The 17,816-nt window shown below is 65.5% G+C and carries 14 protein-coding genes; 10 read left to right on the top strand and 4 right to left on the bottom strand.

Annotated elements, in window-relative coordinates:
• Window positions 1-151: 151 nt before the first annotated feature.
• Both AC1VNY_RS38800 and AC1VNY_RS38805 read right to left on the bottom strand, forming a co-directional pair.
• Window positions 152-2,587, bottom strand: a complete 2,436-nt coding sequence (locus tag AC1VNY_RS38800) for a Nal1-like putative serine protease (protein ID WP_482409124.1) — start codon at window positions 2,585-2,587, stop codon at window positions 152-154.
• Window positions 2,588-2,777: 190 nt separating this feature from the next.
• Window positions 2,778-3,692: a LysR family transcriptional regulator gene (locus AC1VNY_RS38805; protein WP_016846155.1), complete on the bottom strand. Its 915-nt coding sequence runs from the start codon at window positions 3,690-3,692 to the stop codon at window positions 2,778-2,780.
• Window positions 3,693-3,808: 116 nt separating this feature from the next.
• Between AC1VNY_RS38805 and AC1VNY_RS38810 the strand changes: the two genes are divergently transcribed.
• The 6 genes from AC1VNY_RS38810 (at window position 3,809) to AC1VNY_RS38835 (ending at window position 10,205) form a co-directional block, all read left to right on the top strand.
• A complete protein-coding gene (locus AC1VNY_RS38810; RefSeq protein WP_482409125.1) occupies window positions 3,809-4,561 on the top strand; it encodes an SDR family NAD(P)-dependent oxidoreductase in 753 nt (250 codons plus the stop codon).
• 74 nt (window positions 4,562-4,635) lie between these two features.
• Window positions 4,636-5,334, top strand: a complete 699-nt coding sequence (locus AC1VNY_RS38815; RefSeq protein ID WP_482409126.1) for a pirin family protein — start codon at window positions 4,636-4,638, stop codon at window positions 5,332-5,334.
• Window positions 5,335-5,424: 90 nt separating this feature from the next.
• Entirely contained in the window at window positions 5,425-6,024 is a 600-nt protein-coding gene (gene wrbA, locus AC1VNY_RS38820; protein ID WP_482409127.1) for an NAD(P)H:quinone oxidoreductase, read from the top strand.
• A gap of 178 nt (window positions 6,025-6,202) precedes the next feature.
• Complete coding sequence (locus tag AC1VNY_RS38825; RefSeq protein WP_482409128.1) at window positions 6,203-7,150, top strand: DUF5996 family protein; 948 nt, start codon at window positions 6,203-6,205, stop codon at window positions 7,148-7,150.
• A gap of 337 nt (window positions 7,151-7,487) precedes the next feature.
• Window positions 7,488-8,594: a glycoside hydrolase family 5 protein gene (locus tag AC1VNY_RS38830; RefSeq protein ID WP_482409129.1), complete on the top strand. Its 1,107-nt coding sequence runs from the start codon at window positions 7,488-7,490 to the stop codon at window positions 8,592-8,594.
• A gap of 123 nt (window positions 8,595-8,717) precedes the next feature.
• Window positions 8,718-10,205, top strand: coding sequence for a hypothetical protein (locus AC1VNY_RS38835; RefSeq protein ID WP_482409130.1), 1,488 nt, complete (start codon window positions 8,718-8,720; stop codon window positions 10,203-10,205).
• A 48-nt stretch (window positions 10,206-10,253) separates the two neighbouring features.
• Here AC1VNY_RS38835 and AC1VNY_RS38840 read toward each other — a convergent pair whose 3' ends face one another.
• Window positions 10,254-10,853 carry a 3-keto-disaccharide hydrolase gene (locus AC1VNY_RS38840; RefSeq protein ID WP_482409131.1) on the bottom strand — a complete coding sequence of 200 codons (600 nt, stop codon included), beginning with the start codon at window positions 10,851-10,853 and terminating at the stop codon, window positions 10,254-10,256.
• A gap of 219 nt (window positions 10,854-11,072) precedes the next feature.
• Between AC1VNY_RS38840 and AC1VNY_RS38845 the strand changes: the two genes are divergently transcribed.
• From AC1VNY_RS38845 to AC1VNY_RS38855, 3 genes are all read left to right on the top strand, one after another.
• Entirely contained in the window at window positions 11,073-11,543 is a 471-nt protein-coding gene (locus AC1VNY_RS38845) for a cupin domain-containing protein (protein ID WP_482409132.1), read from the top strand.
• Window positions 11,544-11,613: 70 nt separating this feature from the next.
• Entirely contained in the window at window positions 11,614-11,853 is a 240-nt protein-coding gene (locus AC1VNY_RS38850; protein ID WP_482409133.1) for a DUF2171 domain-containing protein, read from the top strand.
• A gap of 56 nt (window positions 11,854-11,909) precedes the next feature.
• The gene (locus AC1VNY_RS38855; protein ID WP_482409134.1) at window positions 11,910-12,251 is read left to right on the top strand and encodes a hypothetical protein; all 342 of its coding nucleotides are present in this window, start codon (window positions 11,910-11,912) and stop codon (window positions 12,249-12,251) included.
• On the opposite strand, the gene AC1VNY_RS38860 is transcribed toward AC1VNY_RS38855, so the two are convergent.
• Window positions 12,225-16,340 (bottom strand): bifunctional diguanylate cyclase/phosphodiesterase, encoded by a 4,116-nt coding sequence (locus AC1VNY_RS38860; protein ID WP_482409135.1) that lies wholly within the window; start codon window positions 16,338-16,340, stop codon window positions 12,225-12,227. The genes AC1VNY_RS38855 and AC1VNY_RS38860 overlap by 27 nt on opposite strands.
• A 402-nt stretch (window positions 16,341-16,742) precedes the next feature.
• Here AC1VNY_RS38860 and AC1VNY_RS38865 point away from each other — a divergent pair, with 402 nt between their 5' ends.
• Window positions 16,743-17,795, top strand: a complete 1,053-nt coding sequence (locus AC1VNY_RS38865; protein WP_482409136.1) for an Ldh family oxidoreductase — start codon at window positions 16,743-16,745, stop codon at window positions 17,793-17,795.
• Window positions 17,796-17,816 lie beyond the last annotated feature (21 nt).

Here is a 17,816-nt window from a genome sequence, read left to right on the forward strand (position 1 = left end):
GGGTTGGGGTGGGGGCTCTCTCCACGAGTCGTATCGTGGAGAGAGCCCCCACCCGTATCGCATCTCTGATGCGATACGACCTCCCCCGCAAGCGGGAGAGGTTCAGCAGTCTGCCGCGAGGCTGGTTCAGCCTGACTCCATCATGCTCTAGCTAACGCTTGCGCGCCGCTTTGCGGGTCTTTCCGACCGACCGTTTGCTGGCCGCGCCGCGCTTGGTCGCGGTCTTCTTGCTGGCGGCCGCACGGCGGACCGGAGCTGCCGCGGCCGGACGCTTGCGCGCCACCGCCTTCTTCGGCGCCTTCCGGGCCGTTTCCCTCGCAGCTTTCCTGGCGGCCTTCTTCGCTGCTTGCGGACGCGCGCGTCGCGCCGTTGTCGCGCTGCGGCGGCGCGTGCTGCTTCCTCCGATCGGAACGAGGTGGTCGTCGGCATCCAGTGTGAGTTGCTGGAGCGGGAACGCCGGCAGGAAGCTCGGGTCGTTGTAGAGCTTGCTCAAACTGTTCTGATCGAACTTGCCGCCCTGCCCGCGATCCTCGCCCGCGCCGGCGCGCCAGGCCGCTTCCCAGACCCGGGCCAGGGTCTTGGCACCGTCCTGCATGCAGGCCGCGGTGGCGTCCTTCAGCTTCGACCACAGCGCCTCGACCTGGCCGCCGCCCATATGCGAATTGAACAGGTTGACGATGGTCATCGGCGGCAGCCGCTTCACGGTCCGCTGCATCAGCGCGACCACGGCAACCGCGGCGTCGCGGCCGGTCGGCGTGCCGCCAGGGACGATCCCGGCGACGTCGCCGGTCCGGACGTCAGGGATCATCTTGATGAGATCCTTGCCGTGGCGGCCGATCATCGTGGTCTCGTACACGCTGTGCACCTTGGCATGCGCCTTGTCGTTCGGATCGAGGCCATGGTGGAATTGCGAGATGTGCAGCGGCTGGCAGGCATCGCCGATGTAATGCGCGACAATGCCCGCGGCGCAGACGAACTCCAGCTTCTGGTTGGCGGCGGCGTACTCCACCATCTCGTCGAAAATCTGCCAGACCCGGAACGGCAGCGCGCCGCGCCGGTCCTCGCCGATCCCTTCGTAATAGTCGTTCCAGACCTTCGGATCGACATTGCGCGTCGACTCCGCGCAAAGCTCGAGCAGCGTCTTGCCGTCCCTGCCCGGCTTGTCCATGTCGGCGAAATGGTTGCTTTCGTCGGTGTGCCGGGTGAAGCGCCAGACCAGATCGGCGACATCGGCCAGCGGCGAGAACGTGCCTCGCTGATGCGGCTTGAGGTCGGCAAGCAGCTTGTCGTCGAGGCCGATATTGTCGGAATTGGCGTCCATCATGGTGGCGAGCTTGGGCAGCTTCGCGTCGATCAGACCGGTCGCGTAGGCGCCGATCTTGACGTGCCCCCATTCGCCCCAATACTCGGTGTGGCCGGCGTTCCAGTCGCCGATCAGTTCGACGTCGAGCTCGCGGCACAGCGTTGCCATGCAGATGCCGAGCGCAACCTGCATCGGGACCTTGCCGCTCGATCCGAACAATTCCTGGCCGCCCCATTCGAGCGCCAGGGGACTGAGGATCCGCGCGCCGCTGGCGTTCTTCCTGGCGTCCGGATCGTCGACGAACCAGACCGTGCCGGAGTCGCCCGGATAATTGTTGAGCGGCGTGTCGCCATCGCGCGGGCCGATCACGAAATCGCTGACATATTCCATGCCGCCGACGGTCTTGTAGCGATAGAACAGGCCGAGGATCTTGCCCTTCATCAATCCGCTGGTCGCGCCGAACGCGATCAGCGGCTGGTTGATGATGTCGAGACGGAAGGTGCCGACATTGAGGTCGACGACGTCGCCGACCTGGCCCACGCCGTAAACCTGTGCGGTCCAGCCCTTGACGTCATCGACGCGGATCAAGCCGGCATCGAGATTGGCCACCACGCGCGAGCCGGGCCAGCCGGGATAGACCTCGCTGAAGGCGCGCTTGCCGAGTTGCAGCGCATCGCTGACGCCGAGGCGGCGGTCGGTGTTCTTGAAGCCGGCGAAGATCTCGCGGCCGGCGGCGCCGACCACGTGACGGTTGGAGAGCGCAAACACTGTCTCGCCATTGGTGACGAGACAGCCGATCGAGCCACGGTGGATCTTGCCCTGGATCATGGTCTGCACCGGAAAGCCGCCGCCAACCAGATCGCTCTTGAACACCGGCGGATCGACGGTGCCGGGGCTGCCCTCGTTCGGATCGACCTTGACGACGCAGGTGGGCACGACGCGACCATCGGGCAGATACAGGAACGGAGGCACCAGCTGGTCCTGCTTCCCGGGATGGTTCTTCAGCTCGGAGCGCTTCATCCAGTCGCGGACGAAGACGAGGATGCAGGGCCACGACCAGTCCTTGACCGACGAATTGAACAGCGTGCGCGGGCCGAGCGCCTGCGGTTTGGAGTGCGCCTTTCTTTCCGTCGCGTTGCGATCATTGTCCCGGATCAGATAGCGCCCGATCGCCGTGGCGTAGACCGATTGCAGATGCGCCAGATGCACGTGATAGGCCTCGCGGGCATCGAGCAGGTCCTTGACCGACAATGACGTGAAATCATGCTTGGTCAGATCAATCATCTGGTTCCTCCGAAAATGCGCTTTGCGGCAACACCGGTTCAGGACGCAGAAATAGACGATCGCGGCATCCCACGATCATGGGTTAGTTCACATAAGTTATACAATTTAAAAGGGATGACACGAATGTGACGGGCCGCACGGCGGTCGGCCGGTGCGCGTGCGGACGTCGGTTTCCGCTGAGCGCGGTGCTCTATTTCCGTTGGGCGCGCCCTTTGGCGAAATGCTTGGCCAGGAAATCCGCCAGCACCTCGACGCGGGCGGGACGCGGGCCGCCGGGCGGGGTGACGAGATGCACGGCACCCTCGGGCTGCTTCCAGCCTTTCAGGATTACCTCGACCTCGCCGCGCGCGATCGCGTCGCCGACGATGAAGTCGGGCAGATCGGCGATGCCGAGGCCGGCGAGCAGCGCGGGCATCACCGCCTCGCCATTGTTGACCCGGAGCTGGCCGGCGGGACGCACGCTCGCCTGTTCGCCCGACGCGTTGGTGTAGTGCCAGACGCCCTGGGTCGAGAGATAGGCGTAACCGAAGCATTTGTGCTCGGCGAGATGCATCGGATGGGTCGGCCGGCCGTGGCGCTTCAGATAAGACGGCGCCGCCACCGTGTAGCGCGGCATGCCGCACAGCCGCCGCGCGATCAGCGAGGAATCCGGCAGCCGCGCGATGCGCAGGCCGGCATCGAAGCCCTCGCCGATCAGATCGACCGTCGCGTCGCTCAAATGCAGGTCGATCGAAACCTCCGGATAGGCCTCCATGAATTCCGGCAGCAGCGGCGCCACCGTCTTGATGCCGAAGCTCATCGGCACCGCGAGCCGCACCAGGCCGCGCGGCGTGGTCGATTGCGCCAGCGCCTCGTTCTCGGCGGCTTCGCCGTCGGCGAGCAGCCGCGCGGCGCGCTCCGACAATTTCTGGCCGGCATCGGTCAGCGCCAGCCGCCGCGACGTGCGGTTGAACAGCCGCGCACCGAGCCGTTCCTCCAGCCGGCTGACCGCCTTGGATACCGTCGCCTTGGACAGCGAGAGCTCGGTCGCGGCCGCCGCAAACGACCGTAATTCCACGACTTTTGCGAAGATCGCGAGCGCCTCGAAGTCCGGCAGTTTCGACATGGGCCGCAGTCCTGATTGCTCAATAGTGGAAACAATGAGTTTCGATAGTTTCTATTTCTATACCACAGCCGGAAGCATATCCAAGTGCCATCAAATTCAACCGATGGAGAAATCCAATGACCAAGAAGCTCTCAGGCAAGGTTGCGCTCGTCACCGGCGGTTCGCGCGGCATCGGCGCGGCCAGCGCCCGTGCACTCGCGGCGGAAGGCGCCAACGTCGCGATCAGCTACGTCGCCTCTCCCGAGAAGGCCGAGGCCGTCGTCGCCGAGTTGAAGGGCAAGGGTGTCAACGCCCGCGCCTACAAGGCCGACCAGGCCTCGTCATCCGATGTCGATCAGCTGGTGAATACCGTCGCCAGGGATTTTGGCCGGCTCGACATCCTGGTCAACAATGCCGGCGTCGCATCGGGCGGTGCAGTCGACGATCCCAAGGCCGACACCGCGACGCTCGCCCGCCAGGAGGCGATCAACATCGACGGCGTGATCACCGCGATCCGCGCCGCCTCCAAGCTGATGGGCGAAGGCGGCCGCATCGTCACCGTCGGCTCCATGCTGGCGGACCGCGCCTCGTTCCCGGGCCTTGCCGACTACGTCGCCACCAAGGCGGCCGTCGTCGGCTACACCAAGGGCGCGGCGCGCGACCTCGGACCGCGCGGCATCACGGTGAACGTGGTGCAGCCCGGCTCGATCGACACCGACATGAACCCGAAGGACGGTGGCGAGTTTGCCGAGACGCAACGCCTGCAGCACGCGCTGCAGCGCTTCGGCCGCCCAGAGGAGGTCGCCGCCGGCGTCGTGTTCCTGGCAAGCCCGGAAGCCTCGTTCGTGACCGGCACCGTGCTCAACGTCGACGGCGGCTTCGGCGCCTGATCGAAAATTTTCTGGAGACGCCGGGCGCGGTGCGCCCGGCCCGCTCCTCAACATCGACATCAAGGGGAATGACCATGATCGAACTCAGACCATTCGCAGAGCTTGGCGGCGCCGACCACGGCTGGCTGAAGGCCAAGCATCACTTCTCGTTCGCGAGCTACTACGATCCCGACAATGTCAGCCACGGCGCGCTGCGCGTCTGGAACGACGACGAGATCGCGCCCAATTCCGGCTTCCCGGCGCATCCGCACGCCAACATGGAGATCATCACCTATGTTCGCGAAGGCGCGATCACGCACCAGGACTCGCTCGGCAACAAGGGACGCACCGAAGCCGGCGACGTGCAGGTGATGAGCGCCGGCAGCGGCATCCGTCACTCCGAGTACAATCTGGAGCCGGCGAAGACCAAGATCTTCCAGATCTGGATCGAGCCGACGACGAAGGGCGGCCACCCGACCTGGGGCTCGAAGCCGTTCCCGAAGGCGGACCGCTCCGGCAAGCTCGTCACCATCGCCTCGGGTATCGACGGCGACAATGACGCGCTGCCGATCCGTGCCAATGCGCGGGTGCTCGCCACCACGCTGAAGGCCGGCGAGAGCGCGGAATACGCCGCCGACAAGGCCCGTCACCTCTATCTGGTGCCGGCGGCCGGCAGCATCGAGGTCAACGGCGTGCGCGTCAACGCCCGCGACGGCGCCGCGATCCGTGACGAGGCCAAGCTCAAGATCACCGCGCTCGAGGATACCGAGCTCGTGCTCGTCGACGCGGCCTGATCACCACTCACCCGGCATGCGCGGACCGACGTCCGCGCATGCTCCTCCCCCAGATCATCTCCCCCTACCTCAACCCTAAAGGAGGCCATCATGGCCAAGGTTCTCATTCTCTATTACTCCGCCTACGGTCACATCGAAGCGATGGCGAATGCCGTTGCGGAAGGCGCTCGCGAAGCCGGCGTCACCGTCGACATCAAGCGCGTGCCCGAGCTGGTGCCGGCCGAAGTCGCCAAGGCCTCGCACTACAAGCTCGACCAGGCCGCGCCGATCGCCAAGATCGACGATCTCGCCAACTACGATGCGATCATCGTCGGCACCGGCACCCGCTTCGGCCGCATGGCCTCGCAGATGGCCAACTTCCTCGACCAGGCCGGCGGCCTCTGGGCCAAGGGCGCGCTGAACGGCAAGGTCGGCGGCGCCTTCACCTCGAGCGCGACCCAGCACGGCGGCCAGGAGACCACGCTGTTTTCGATCATCACCAATCTCCTGCATTTCGGCTTGACGGTGGTCGGGCTGAACTACGGCTTTGCCGGACAGATGAGGCTCGACGAGGTCACCGGCGGCGCGCCCTACGGCGCCACCACGATCACCGGTGGCGACGGCAGCCGCCAGCCCAGCGAGAACGAACTCGCCGGCGCCCGCTATCAGGGCCGTGCGATCGCGGAGACCGCGAGGAAACTTCACGGCTGAGCCGCATGGTGAAGCCGGTTGAGCTTCATGCCCGGCCGGATTCTCGCACAACAGGGCGGCACTCTCCTGACGATTGCCGCCCGATCCGCTGTTTCGGCAGTGTCGGTTCCCGAAGTCATCGGGGCCAGTTTCGTGGTATGCCGCAAGGCATCTTGTCGGCGCAGCCCAGAGGTTTGCCATGACCAACACACAGAAGACCCGCTGGCCGGAACTGCCGACCGCGGCGTGGCGCGAGAGCTGTGCCACGCTCCAGCTCTTCACCCAGATCGCCGGCAAGATCCGGCTGGCGAAGTCGCCCTGGCTCAATCACTCCTGGCACGTCACGCTCTATGTCACGGCGCGCGGGCTGACGACCTCCCCGATCCCCGACGGCGATCGCACGTTCCAGATCGACTTCGATTTCATCGATCACATGCTCCGCATCTCGACCAGCGACGGCACCGAGCGGCAATTCGCGCTGGCCGGTCAATCGGTCGCAAGCTTCTACGCCGCGGTCATGACCAATCTGAAGGACCTCGGAATCGACGTCGCCATTGACGAGATACCGAACGAAGTCGCCGACCCGATCCGCTTCTCGCAGGATACGCAGCATGCGTCGTACGACGCGGATGCCGTGCGCCGGTTTCACCAGATCCTTGTGAACTGCGACCGCGTGTTCAAGCAATTCCGGACCGGCTTTCTCGGCAAGGCGAGCCCGGTGCATTTCTTCTGGGGCAGCTTCGATCTCGCGGTGACGCGGTTTTCCGGCAGAACCGCGCCGCTGCATCCCGGCGGCGTGCCCCATTTGCCCGACGAGGTGGCGCACGAAGCCTATTCGCACGAGGTCAGCAGCGCAGGCTTCTGGCCGGGCGGCGGCGCGATCGATTATCCCGCATTCTATTCCTACGCCTATCCGGAGCCCGAGGGCTATCGCAGCTCGCCGGTACGGCCCGATGCTGCGTTCTTCGGCGAGGCACTCGGCGAATTCATCCTGCCCTACGATGCCGTGCGAATGGCCGCAGACCCCGACAAGGCGCTGCTCGAATTCCTGCAATCGAGCTATGAGGCGGCGGCCATCAACGCGAGCTGGGACCGTGCTGCGCTGGAATGCGCACCGGGCCAGCCGGGCGTGGTCCGAGGGATCTAGCTCCGGCGCGCAGCACCGGCGGCTCAATCCTGTTCGCGCGACGGCGTCGCCTTGCCGAGCGCCTGCTTCAGTCGTGCGGGGAGAGTTTCGGATAGTGACGCAGCGCCAGCACGGCGCGGTCGCGACCAAACGCTTCGTTTGCGATTCTCGTGGATAGTCGACGAAGGCGCATAAGTTAAATTTTCGTGTTACGTCTTTACCGCATCGTTGCTTGGCCGAGCTATCTTTTCGGACGACGCCCCGCGACCCCGGCCGGCCCGAACACAACAGGCAGTATATTCGTGAGCGCCCCGCAACCCGTCACGATCCCGCGACAACCATCGCACGCTGACCGGTCATGACGCGGCCATCGATCCTTGCCCTCGCGGTCAGCGCGTCCATTCTGCTGTCGGTCGCCGCGCGGGCCTGCCCCGCCTTGATCGAAGGCGTCCCGGCCGACCGGCTCAAGGCGCTGTCACGCGGCGTCAATGCCGACGGCTGGGTCGCCGATCCGCGGTCGGCGCCGCCCCGCGGCCTGCTGCTCGAACTGCGCAAGGCCGGCATGTCCCACGTCCGGCTGCCGGTGCCCGCCGACTTCGTCATGCCGCGCTTCGCCGCGAAAGCGGAGATCGACGGCCGCCTGCGCACCGTCGATGCCGCGCTCAAGACCCTGCTCGGCCTCGGCTATGCGGTGTCGATCGACCTGCATTCCGGCGAGCGCTTCAACGCGCTGCACAAGGACGATCCCACCAGTGCGATGACCGAAATGAAGCGCGCCTGGACCGAGCTCGCAACGGTCATGCAGCGCTATCCGTCCGACCGTGTGTTTGCGGAACTGTTGAACGAGCCGGATGTCGAGGCCGTGCAATGGCAGGGCGAAGTCCGCGAGCTGGCGGGCTTCATTCGCGGCCTGCTGCCGCAGACCACGCTGATCACCGGGCCGGTCAACTGGCAGCGCGCGGATTCGCTGCCGGGCTTCACGCCGCTCGACGATCCGAACGTCGTCTATGCCATCCACTTCTACGATCCGATGGTGTTCACCCATCAGGCCCATTGGGATCCGAGTGAGCCACTGCACGACGTCACCGGATTGCCTTATCCGGTCCGCGCCGACGATCCCAGGGTTCGACAGCTGCGGGAGCAGCTCACCGCGCTGGACAAGCGCAAGGCACTCGCGATGGTGGACCGCGCCATTCCCGACCGCGGCATCGACAAATGGCTCGAGCCTGCCGCCGCCTGGCAACGGCAATATTCGCGGCCGATCATCATTAATGAATTTGGTGTGCTCAAGGCCGGAGCGCCGCGCGACAGCCGGCTGCGCTGGCTCGCCGGCGTGACGGCCTACGCCCGGCAACAATGCTGGGGCTGGACCCATTGGGAGCTGTCGCAGGGCTTCGGCATCGCCGACGCGGTCGCCGGCAAGGTCGACCGCGATGCGCTGCGGGCCCTGCTCGGCACCCGCTAACCCATCTGGTTAACCGGTTCTTACACAATGCGCGGCTAGATCGACGATGCGGTGTGGCACGCCCACACGTCCGGTCACATTAGGTCAGAGCCTGTGCGAGCAGAGATAGCCCCGCGGCCGCTGTTGGCCGGCGATCTGATTCCAGCACTCGGCATCGCCGTGGCATCGATCGCATTCGCACCGATCATGCAGGCGGCCAACGCCGGGCTCGCAATCGTCGTCGAAAGCCTGATCGGCTGCGCCATCGTGCTCGCGGTGCCGGCCTACGCGCCGTCGATCGCCATCTTCATCATCTTCTTCCAGAATCTCTTCGTCTCGATCCTGTCGTCCTATATGACGACCGAGCAGGAGATGGATTTCGTCAAGGGCTACAATTTCCTGGTCTGCGCGGTGATGTGGCTGGTCACCCTGGCGCTCTATGCGCTGCACGAGCGCAAACGTTCCGCCGAGATCGACCGGATCATGAAATGGGGGTTGATCACGCTCGCAACCGTGACGGCGTATTTCCTGCTCGGCGCCACCCAGGATTCGCACGCGGCCCTCGTCTATCTGCGCAACATCGCGCTGCCGCTGTTTCTGTTTCAGCTGTCGCTGCTGACGGCCGCAACCTTCGAGATCCGCATCACGCCCTTCCTGGTGACGGTTGCCGCGCTGCTGATCGTCTGCGGATATGTCGAACTGCTGTTCCGCGATTTCTGGCTCTCCATCACCAACGGCTACACGTTCTGGCATTTCGACGAGCTGAAGGCGACCCGTTCCGGATCCTGGGAAGCCGAGATGCGCGCAACCGGCAGGGTGCCGGTCGATCTGATCGATCGCTTCCGTTTCAGCTTTCTCAACAGCCCGTTGTTCGAGGACCTCGGCCTCTCGTCGTTGCTGCGCATCTTCGGACCGAATATGAGCCCGATCAGCTTCGGTTATGGCATCGCCTTCTCCATCCTGTTCCTGTTCGCGGTCGGATATCGCTGGCTGGCGCTGGCCGCAATCCCCCTGCTGATCTGCTGCAGCGTGAAAGGCGCGCTCATCCTGGTCATCTTCGTCGCCCTGGCCTGGACGGCAACCTGGCTGCTCGGCGCCACCATCACCCTTGCCGTCGCGCTGGTCGGGCTCATGCTGTACGCCATTGCCGCGATCTATATCGGACTCCAGATCGGCGACTTCCACGTGATCGGCTTCATGGGCGGGTGGGACGGCTTTCGGCAGAATCCGATCGGCCGCGGACTTGGCGTCGGCGGCAACCTCTCCGAAGGCTACTTTTCGATCGACTGGAACGCCGCACAGGCGGCCGGCACGATGGACGGCGCGGTGGAGAGCGCCGTCGGCGTGTTGCTGTACCAAATGGGGATCGGCTCGCTGGTGCCGCTCGGCTACTTCCTCGCAATGGCGCTGAAGGCCTGGCGCCTCTACGCCTCGTCGGGAGTTCTCATCCAAGGGCTCGCCGCCTTCGGCACGATGGTCGTGCTCGTGAACGGCATCTTCCAGGAAGAGGCGCTGTTTGCGCCGCCGGCACTTGGGCTGTTGCTGTGCCTGAGCGGGCTCGTGATCGGCCATCATCTGCGCACGCAAGGCGACGATCGGAAGGTCTCTACGATCGACAGTGCTCCTCAATGAGGAGGGGCCTCGTCGCAGTGCGACGGAGGCCCCGCTCAACCGACGCCGTCAGAGCGGCTTGATCTGCACCTTGCGGAACTTGACCACGCCCGAACCGTACTGGAGCGCGATGTAGCCGTTGGCGTGCTTGGAGTCCTGGGCGTCGACGGTCTTCTGGCCGTTCAGCGTCACGACGAAATGCGGCCCCTGCGCCGTGATCTCGTAGACGTTCCACTTGCCGGCCGCCTTCGGCATCGGATCGACCTTGCCGACGTCGACAATCGCGCCGGTGCCGTAGGTCGGGTCCGGCCGCTTGTCGAAGATGTTGACCTCGTAGCAAACCTTGGAGTCGATCACCTTGTTGCCTTCGCAGCGGATGAAGATGCCGCTGTTGGCATCCTCGTCGGTCCAGAACTCCGCCCGGATCTGGAAATCCTTGTATTGGGTCTTGCTGACGAGATAGGAGAGATCCTTGCCGTCGAGCTTGTCGGCGACCAGCGCACCGTCCTTCATGGCCCAATTGGCCTTGCCGACCTCGTCCCAGTCACCCTTCTTGGAGCTGTCGAGCAGCGTGACCCAGCCGTCGTCGCCCGAGGCGGTGGTGGAAAATTGCAGCGCGGCCGCACCGATCACAAGTCCCGCCGCCAGTATCGACAGATGCTTCCTCAAGGTTATCCTCCCGTCTTTTGGTTGGCGCGCAACCTATCATCGTCTGCGGCGGCGTAAATGCTTTTTCATATTGCAACTGCGTTGTGTCCGTGATCGTTGTCGCAATCCTGAGATCAGACATGCACGGCCGCGTCTTGCCGGGCGGAAGCGAGGTCCACTAGCATCGCGCGGCATACGGGCGCGGCAGTCGCCCGGGAAATCCGATCTGGGAGCATACCGATGACGGCGTCGAACCGATCCTGGCGATACCTGATGACGCCGTTGGCTCTTGCCTACATGCTGAGCGTCAGCTCAGCCGCCGAGCTCAATCCGGCCGCCGTCACCTACAAGCTGCCGGATCAGATTCCCTGGAGCCCGGTCGATGCGCGCGGCGCGCAGAATGCCGTCGTGGTCGGCGATCCCTCGAAGCCCGGCTTCTACATGGTCTACACCAAATGGACCAAAGGCAATCACTTCAGCCGTCCGCACTTCCATCCCAACGACCGATACATCGTGGTGCTCAAGGGCACCTGGTGGGTCGGCTCGGGTCCGAAGTTCGATCCCGATCACGGCACCGTGGCGATACCGGCCGGCAGCTTCGTCACCCATTTCGGCAAGCAGGTCCACTGGGACGGCGCCAAGGACGAGGACGCCGTGCTGCTGATCATGGGCGAAGGCCCGGCCACCGCGACCGAGGTCGAGCAGAAGTAGCCGGAACCGGCTAGCAACCTTCGCATCCACGCGGCGTTTCATCCTCATCAGCGTGACGAGGAGATGACGCATGGCAAACACTACCGACATTCGGGAACATATGGATGTGATCTCGTCGGACAAGAAAACGGTCGGCAAGGTCGACCACATGGAAGGCACCGACAAGATCAAGCTGACCAAGCAAAGCTCGCCTGACGGTCAGCACCACCACTTCATTCCGCTGTCCTGGGTCGACCATGTCGACCAGCACGTCCACCTCAACAAATCGGGCTCCGACGTGACGGCGCATTGGCAGCACGGCCGCCAATAGCCGCGTTGCGCGAGGTGGGAGCGATGCTATCATCCCGGCCCGAGGAAGGGCCTTCGATGCATCCCGCCGCCAAGCTGCAATTTGCCCGCATCGTCGACGAGTTCGCGCGCTGGCGCGCCATTGCGGAACCGGAACGGCCGCCGGCGCCGGCTTGGTGGTGGGGACCGGCATTCGAGATGCGCGATGCCGCCGAACCGCTGCCGCCCACCTGGAGCCGCCGGCTCCGCCTGCCTGACGGCGCGAGCTTCGCGGAAGCTGCCCTTGTGTTGCGCCAGACTTTGGCCGGCCAGGACGTCGTGCCGTGGCCCTATGATTTCTCGCGCAAGGTCGCATCGACCGATTCCGACGTTCGCGACCTGCCCGTGCAGCCGTCAGACGACAGCGCGTTTCCGCCCTAGATCCGGCCCGGCCTCGCTGGTCGCCTCGCCATCCAGCGACGGCTGCAACGGCGGCGACGCCTCTGCCTGCGACGGCTTCAACAATTCGGCGAGATCGCGCGGGGGCAGCGGCCGGCTGAACAGGAAGCCCTGCATCTCGTCGCAGGCATGGGCGCGCAGGAATTCCTGCTGCTCGGAGGTCTCGACGCCCTCGGCGACGATGGTCATGCCGAGCGCCTTGCCCATCGAGATGATCGCCTGCGCGATCGCGACGTCCTCGGAATCATTCGGCAGGTCGCGCACGAAGGAGCGATCGATCTTGATGGTGTCGATCGGGAACTGCTTCATCAGCGACATCGACGAATAGCCGGTGCCGAAATCGTCGATCGCGAGCCGAATTCCGCGATTCTGGATCGCGTCGAGCACGCGCACCGCGCGCGTCACGTTGCGCATCACCATGCTCTCGGTGACCTCGAGCTGGAGCAGCGCCGGCGACATGCCGCTCTGCTCCAGCGCCGCGTCGATGTCGTCGAGCAAATTCGGATCGCCGAACTGCCGCGGTGAAAGGTTGACCGCCATCGTCACGGCCCTGAGGCCGCGGCGCTGCCACGCCATGTTCTGCGCACAGGCTTCCTTCAGCACCCAGCGGCCGATCGGCACGATCAGGCCGATCTCCTCGGCGAGCGGAATGAACTGCCCCGGCGTTACCTTGCCGAGTTCCGGATGGGTCCAGCGCAGCAGCGCCTCGACGCCGCTGATCGCTCCACTCGCCATGTCGACCTTGGGCTGATAGTCGAGCGAGAACTGGTTGCGCTCCAGCGCGCGGCGCAACGCGCTCTCCAGCGTCAAGCGCTCGATCGACTGCGCCCTGATCTCGTTGGAGAAGAAGCGGAAGCCGTTCTTGCCGTCTTCCTTGGCGAGATACATCGCCATGTCGGCATTCTTGGTCAGCGTCTGGACGTCCGAGCCATCGGCCGGATACATCGCGATGCCGATCGAGGCCGTGGTGTGGCACTCATGCCCGCTGATCGTCAGCGGCTGGCTGAGCGAGATCAGCAGATCGCCGGCGATGCGCTCGACGTCGTCCCGTTCGGCGGTCTCCTCGAGGATGACCACGAACTCGTCGCCGCCGAGCCGCGCCACCACGTCGCTCGCGCGCAACGATCCCTGCAGCCGCTCGGCGATCGCCACCAGCAGCATGTCGCCGGCGTCGTGGCCGAGCGAGTCGTTGATCACCTTGAAACGGTCGAGATCGATGAACAGCACCGCGAGCTGCCGGCGATGGCGATCCGCCGCCGAGATCGCGTGATGCAGCATCTCGTTGAACGTCTCGCGGTTGGGCAGATTGGTCAGGCTGTCGTGCGACGCAAGGTATTCGATGCGCTCATCGGCCTTGTGCTTCTCATCGGCGCGATCGAAGCTCTCGAGCGCGAACGCCAGGTTGTCGGCGAGGCGCTGCAGCAGCTCGGCGAACTCCGGCGTGAAGGTGTCCTTGTCGAGCGCGACGAAGATCATGACCCCGACCACCCGCCCGCTGACAACAAGCGGAAACGAGGCGCTGGACTGCGTTCCATCGAGCCGGGCGCGCTCATGGAAGGCGGCGGTCTCGGCATCGGCAAAATAGTCGTTGATGATGCACGCCTTGCCCGAGCGGAACGCCCGGCCGCAGGCGCCGCGGCCCTCGGGGTGCGCCTCGCTGGTCGAGAGCGTCACCTGGCGCGCGCCCTCTGCCGCCGGCCCCGCGATCGCGACGATCCGCAGATAGTCGCTTCCGGTCTGCGCCAGCGCGATCGTGGTCGAGGTGAACTTGCCGCCGGTCGCCGCCGCCGCGCAGACCAGCCGATACAGTTCGGCGCGGGACTTCGCCCGCATGATCGCCTCATTGGTCGCGCTCAGCGCCGCGAACATCCGCGACAGCCGCTCCTTCTGCTCGTCGTCCCGCGCCTTCTCGTCGGCGCGATCGAAATTGGCCAGCGCAAACGAGACGTTCTCGGCAAGCCGCTGCAACAGCGCCATCATCTCCGGGCTGAAGGTGCCGAACTCGCTTGAGAGAAACACCAGCGCGCCGATCGCCTCGCCGTTCTTGAGCAGCGGCAGGGCTGCGCCTGATTTGCTGCCGCTGTCGCGCACGGCCGGATAGACGTGCGATTCGGAGCCGAAATCGCTGAGATAGTCGTTGCTGATGCAGGGCCTGCGCGTGCGGATCGCAACGCCGGTCAGCGTCTGTCCCTCCGGCCGCGTCGCGTCGGCCGACAGCTGAACCTCGCGGGCCCGCACCCGGTCGGGGCCCGAGGCGGCCACATTGTCCAGGAACACCTCGCCGGGGCGCACCAGCCTGATCGTGGCCGAGACGAACTGGCCGCCGACCGCTGCGGCATCGCAGACCAGATCGAACAGTTCGCTGCGGGATTTCGCCCGCATGATCGCCTCGTTGGTCGCGCTCAGCGCCGCGAACATCCGCCGCAGCCGCTCCTTCTGCTCCTCGGTCCGCGCCTTCTCGTCGGCACGGTCGAAGCTCCCCAGCGCGTACGCGACGTTGTCCGCGAGCCGCTGCAGCAGCTCGGCGAATTCAGCCGAGAAGGTGTTGCGCTTGGCGGAGATGAACAGCATCACGCCGACCGGCTCGTCGTCGACGATCAGCGGAAATGCCGCGCCCGATCGCGCATCCTCGCGGTCGATGACGTCGCGGAACGGGTTGTTGGCAACGTCGCCCAGAAAATCGTTGTTGATGCAGGCGCGCCGCGAGCGGAACGCCCGGCCGCAGACGCCGCGCCCTTCGGGGCGTGCCTCGCTGCGCGAGACGTTGAGACGGCGCGCGTTTGCCGCGGTAGGCCCTGCGACCGCCATCATCTCCAGGAAATCGTCGCCGGGCTTCGCGATCAGGATGCTGGTGGAGTTGAACCCGCCGCCATGCGCCGCGGCCGCGCAGACCAGCTCGAACATCTCGAGCCGCGACCTCGCGCGCATGATCGCCTCGTTGGTCGCGCTCAGTGCCGCGAACATCCGCGACAGCCGCTCGCGCTCGGCGTCGGCCTTGGCCTTCTCGGTGGCACGGCCGAAATTGTCGAGCGCGACCGAGACATTCTCTGCGATCCCCGCGAGCAGCGCGATGATCTCCTCGTCGCGCGCCCAGGAATTGCCGGTGAAGAAGATCAGGACGCCGACGCTCTTGCCGAACCGGGTGAGCGGCAGCGCCACGCAGGCCATCAGGCCGCTGCCACCGATCGGCTCATGCGACGGGCTCATCGATATCGGGATGTCGTGCTCGACGCAGGGCCGCTGGGTCCGGAACGCCTCGCCGCAAATCCCCTTGCCGTAGACGTTGTCCGGATCGGTCGAGAAGCGCGTCTGCGTGATCAGGTCGAGCGCCTCGCCGGTGCCGGCGACGGGCTCGAACCAGTGCGTGTCTGGTTCGGCCAGCAGCACCACCGTGGCGAAGGACTTTCCGCTGAACACCGCGGCATCGCAGACCCGCTGATAGAGATCGTGCTCGGTCTTGGCGCGAAGGATCGCCTCGTTGGTTGCGCTGATGGCACCGAACATGCGGTTCAGCCGGCGCATCGCCCGCTCGCCGCTCTTGCGCGACGCTTCGTGGTCGAAATTGTCGAGCGCAAAGGACACGTTCGCGGCCATGCGCTCCAGCAGCGAAACGATCTCTTCGCCCAGCGACTCGGCCTCGCGCCGCGTCACCATGAAGACGCCGACGCTGCGCCGGTTGCAGACCAGCGGCAGGGCCGCCGCCGCGCCGACGCCGGCCGCCGCGGCACCGCTGCGCCAGGCGGCCGAACGGGCGTCGTTGACATAGTCGTTGGCGACGCAGGCGTTCTGATCGCGGAACGCCCGGCCGGCGACGCCTTCTCCCTCCGGGGTGTTGGCGAGCGCGGAAATGGTGATGCTGCGTAGTCGCGCGACATCGTCGCCGAAGCCGGCCGCGAACTTCAAGCGACCGGTATCCGGCTCCAGCAAAAACACGGTCGCGGCCAGGAAGCTCCCGCTCGAGAACGCGGCTTCACAGACCTTGCCGTACAATTCTTCTGGTGATTTCGCGTACAGGATCGCTTCGTTGGTGGCACTCAACGCCGCGAATGTACGCCCGATGCTCGACTGCACGATTCCTGAAGGCCCCGGGGCCAACCCCTCCAATCTGGCGGGGAACATTGCCCGCGAGAGGCCTAAGTGGTGGTTAGCGTATCCGGCAAGTTGCACGACAAAGTAAACGACTGACGAACGCGGACCGCGGTTTTCCGGGATATTACGGACACCAGTGTGCCAGCCTGAGGCGGAGGGCCGTACTGCCGGGATTTGCGCCCTACCGGCGCCGCCGGAGCGACCAAATTCCGCATCGCGACCGCGCCCGTTCCACTCTGTGAAAACATCGCCGTGAGCACCCTGCTGGCGGTATGGCCGCCCGGATTTTCTGCCCTTGCTCGCCCTGCTGCGCTTTGAGAGCATGACGTCGACAACAGCAAGCACGACCCGCGCATCACGCGGGCAGACCGCGAGGAAAATCCCATGCCGATCGTCCAGGCCGACCGTCTCACGCGCATCGGCGCGGCGCTCCTCAAGGGTGCCGGTGCATCGGAGGAGGAGGCGAGCGCCGTCGCCTGCGGCTGCGTCAACGCCAACCTCGCCGGCCACGACTCCCACGGCGTGATAGCGATCCCGACCTATATCGACCGCATCAAGGCCGGCCACATCGTGCCCGGCGCGAAATGGACCGTCGTGCAGGAGACACCGACCACGACCGTGATCGACGGTCATTGGGGCTTCGGCTTCCACGTCAACGCCAAGGCGATGGAGATGACCATCAATAAGGCGAAGACCGCCAATGTCGCGGCCTGCACCGTGTTCCGGCAGAGCCATGTCGGACGTCTCGCGCATTACCCGATGATGGCGATGCGCGAAGGCATGATCGGAATTGCGGCCGCCGATTCCGGCCGTTCGCCGAAACACGTGGCGCCGTTCGGCGGCCGCGAGGCGCGGCTCGGCACCAACCCGCTTTCGATCGCGGTGCCGTCCGACCTCGAGGCGCCGTTCTACCTCGATATGGCGACCTCGGCGGTCGCCGCCGGCAAGATCCAGCTCGCGGTGGCGCGCGGCGAGGCGATCCCGAAGGGCTGGATTATCGATGCCGAAGGGCGCGACACCACGGACCCGAAGGACTACCGCAAGGGCGGCGCGCTGCTGCCGCTCGGCGGCAGCGAAGGCTACAAGGGCTCGGGCCTTGCCGCGATGGTCGAGGTGCTGTGCGGCCTGCTGACCGGGCTCGGTTTCGGCGTCGAGCCGACCGGCCGGCACAACGACGGCTGCTTCATGGCGGTGTTCAACGTCGCCGCGTTCCGTCCGCTCAAGGACTTCAGGCGCGAAGTCGCCGACTTCGCCCGCTACCTGAAATCGACGCCGCCCTCGGAAGGGAGCCGCGGCGTGTTCTATCCGGGCGAGATCGAATATCTGCGCGAGCAGCAGCGGCGCAAGGACGGCATCGAGATCGAGGATGCGACCTGGGACAAGCTCAAGGCGCTCGCCGCCGACTACAAGCTCACCGATGAGCTCGACCTTCGCTGATAGTTCCGGACACAGGAGAAC

It is taken from the genome of Bradyrhizobium ferriligni, from assembly GCF_056837965.1.

Bases quoted from the DNA above. Each gene is read 5' to 3' on its own strand.
- AC1VNY_RS38850 (WP_482409133.1), top strand. From the start codon at position 11,614: ATGGCAAACACTACCGACATTCGGGAACATATGGATGTGATCTCGTCG.
- AC1VNY_RS38815 (WP_482409126.1), top strand. From the start codon at position 4,636: ATGATCGAACTCAGACCATTCGCAGAGCTTGGCGGCGCCGACCACGGC.
- AC1VNY_RS38800 (WP_482409124.1), bottom strand. From the start codon at position 2,587: ATGATTGATCTGACCAAGCATGATTTCACGTCATTGTCGGTCAAGGAC.
- AC1VNY_RS38845 (WP_482409132.1), top strand. From the start codon at position 11,073: ATGACGGCGTCGAACCGATCCTGGCGATACCTGATGACGCCGTTGGCT.
- AC1VNY_RS38810 (WP_482409125.1), top strand. From the start codon at position 3,809: ATGACCAAGAAGCTCTCAGGCAAGGTTGCGCTCGTCACCGGCGGTTCG.
- wrbA (WP_482409127.1), top strand. From the start codon at position 5,425: ATGGCCAAGGTTCTCATTCTCTATTACTCCGCCTACGGTCACATCGAA.
- AC1VNY_RS38865 (WP_482409136.1), top strand. From the start codon at position 16,743: ATGCCGATCGTCCAGGCCGACCGTCTCACGCGCATCGGCGCGGCGCTC.
- AC1VNY_RS38855 (WP_482409134.1), top strand. From the start codon at position 11,910: ATGCATCCCGCCGCCAAGCTGCAATTTGCCCGCATCGTCGACGAGTTC.
- AC1VNY_RS38825 (WP_482409128.1), top strand. From the start codon at position 6,203: ATGACCAACACACAGAAGACCCGCTGGCCGGAACTGCCGACCGCGGCG.
- AC1VNY_RS38830 (WP_482409129.1), top strand. From the start codon at position 7,488: ATGACGCGGCCATCGATCCTTGCCCTCGCGGTCAGCGCGTCCATTCTG.
- AC1VNY_RS38805 (WP_016846155.1), bottom strand. From the start codon at position 3,692: ATGTCGAAACTGCCGGACTTCGAGGCGCTCGCGATCTTCGCAAAAGTC.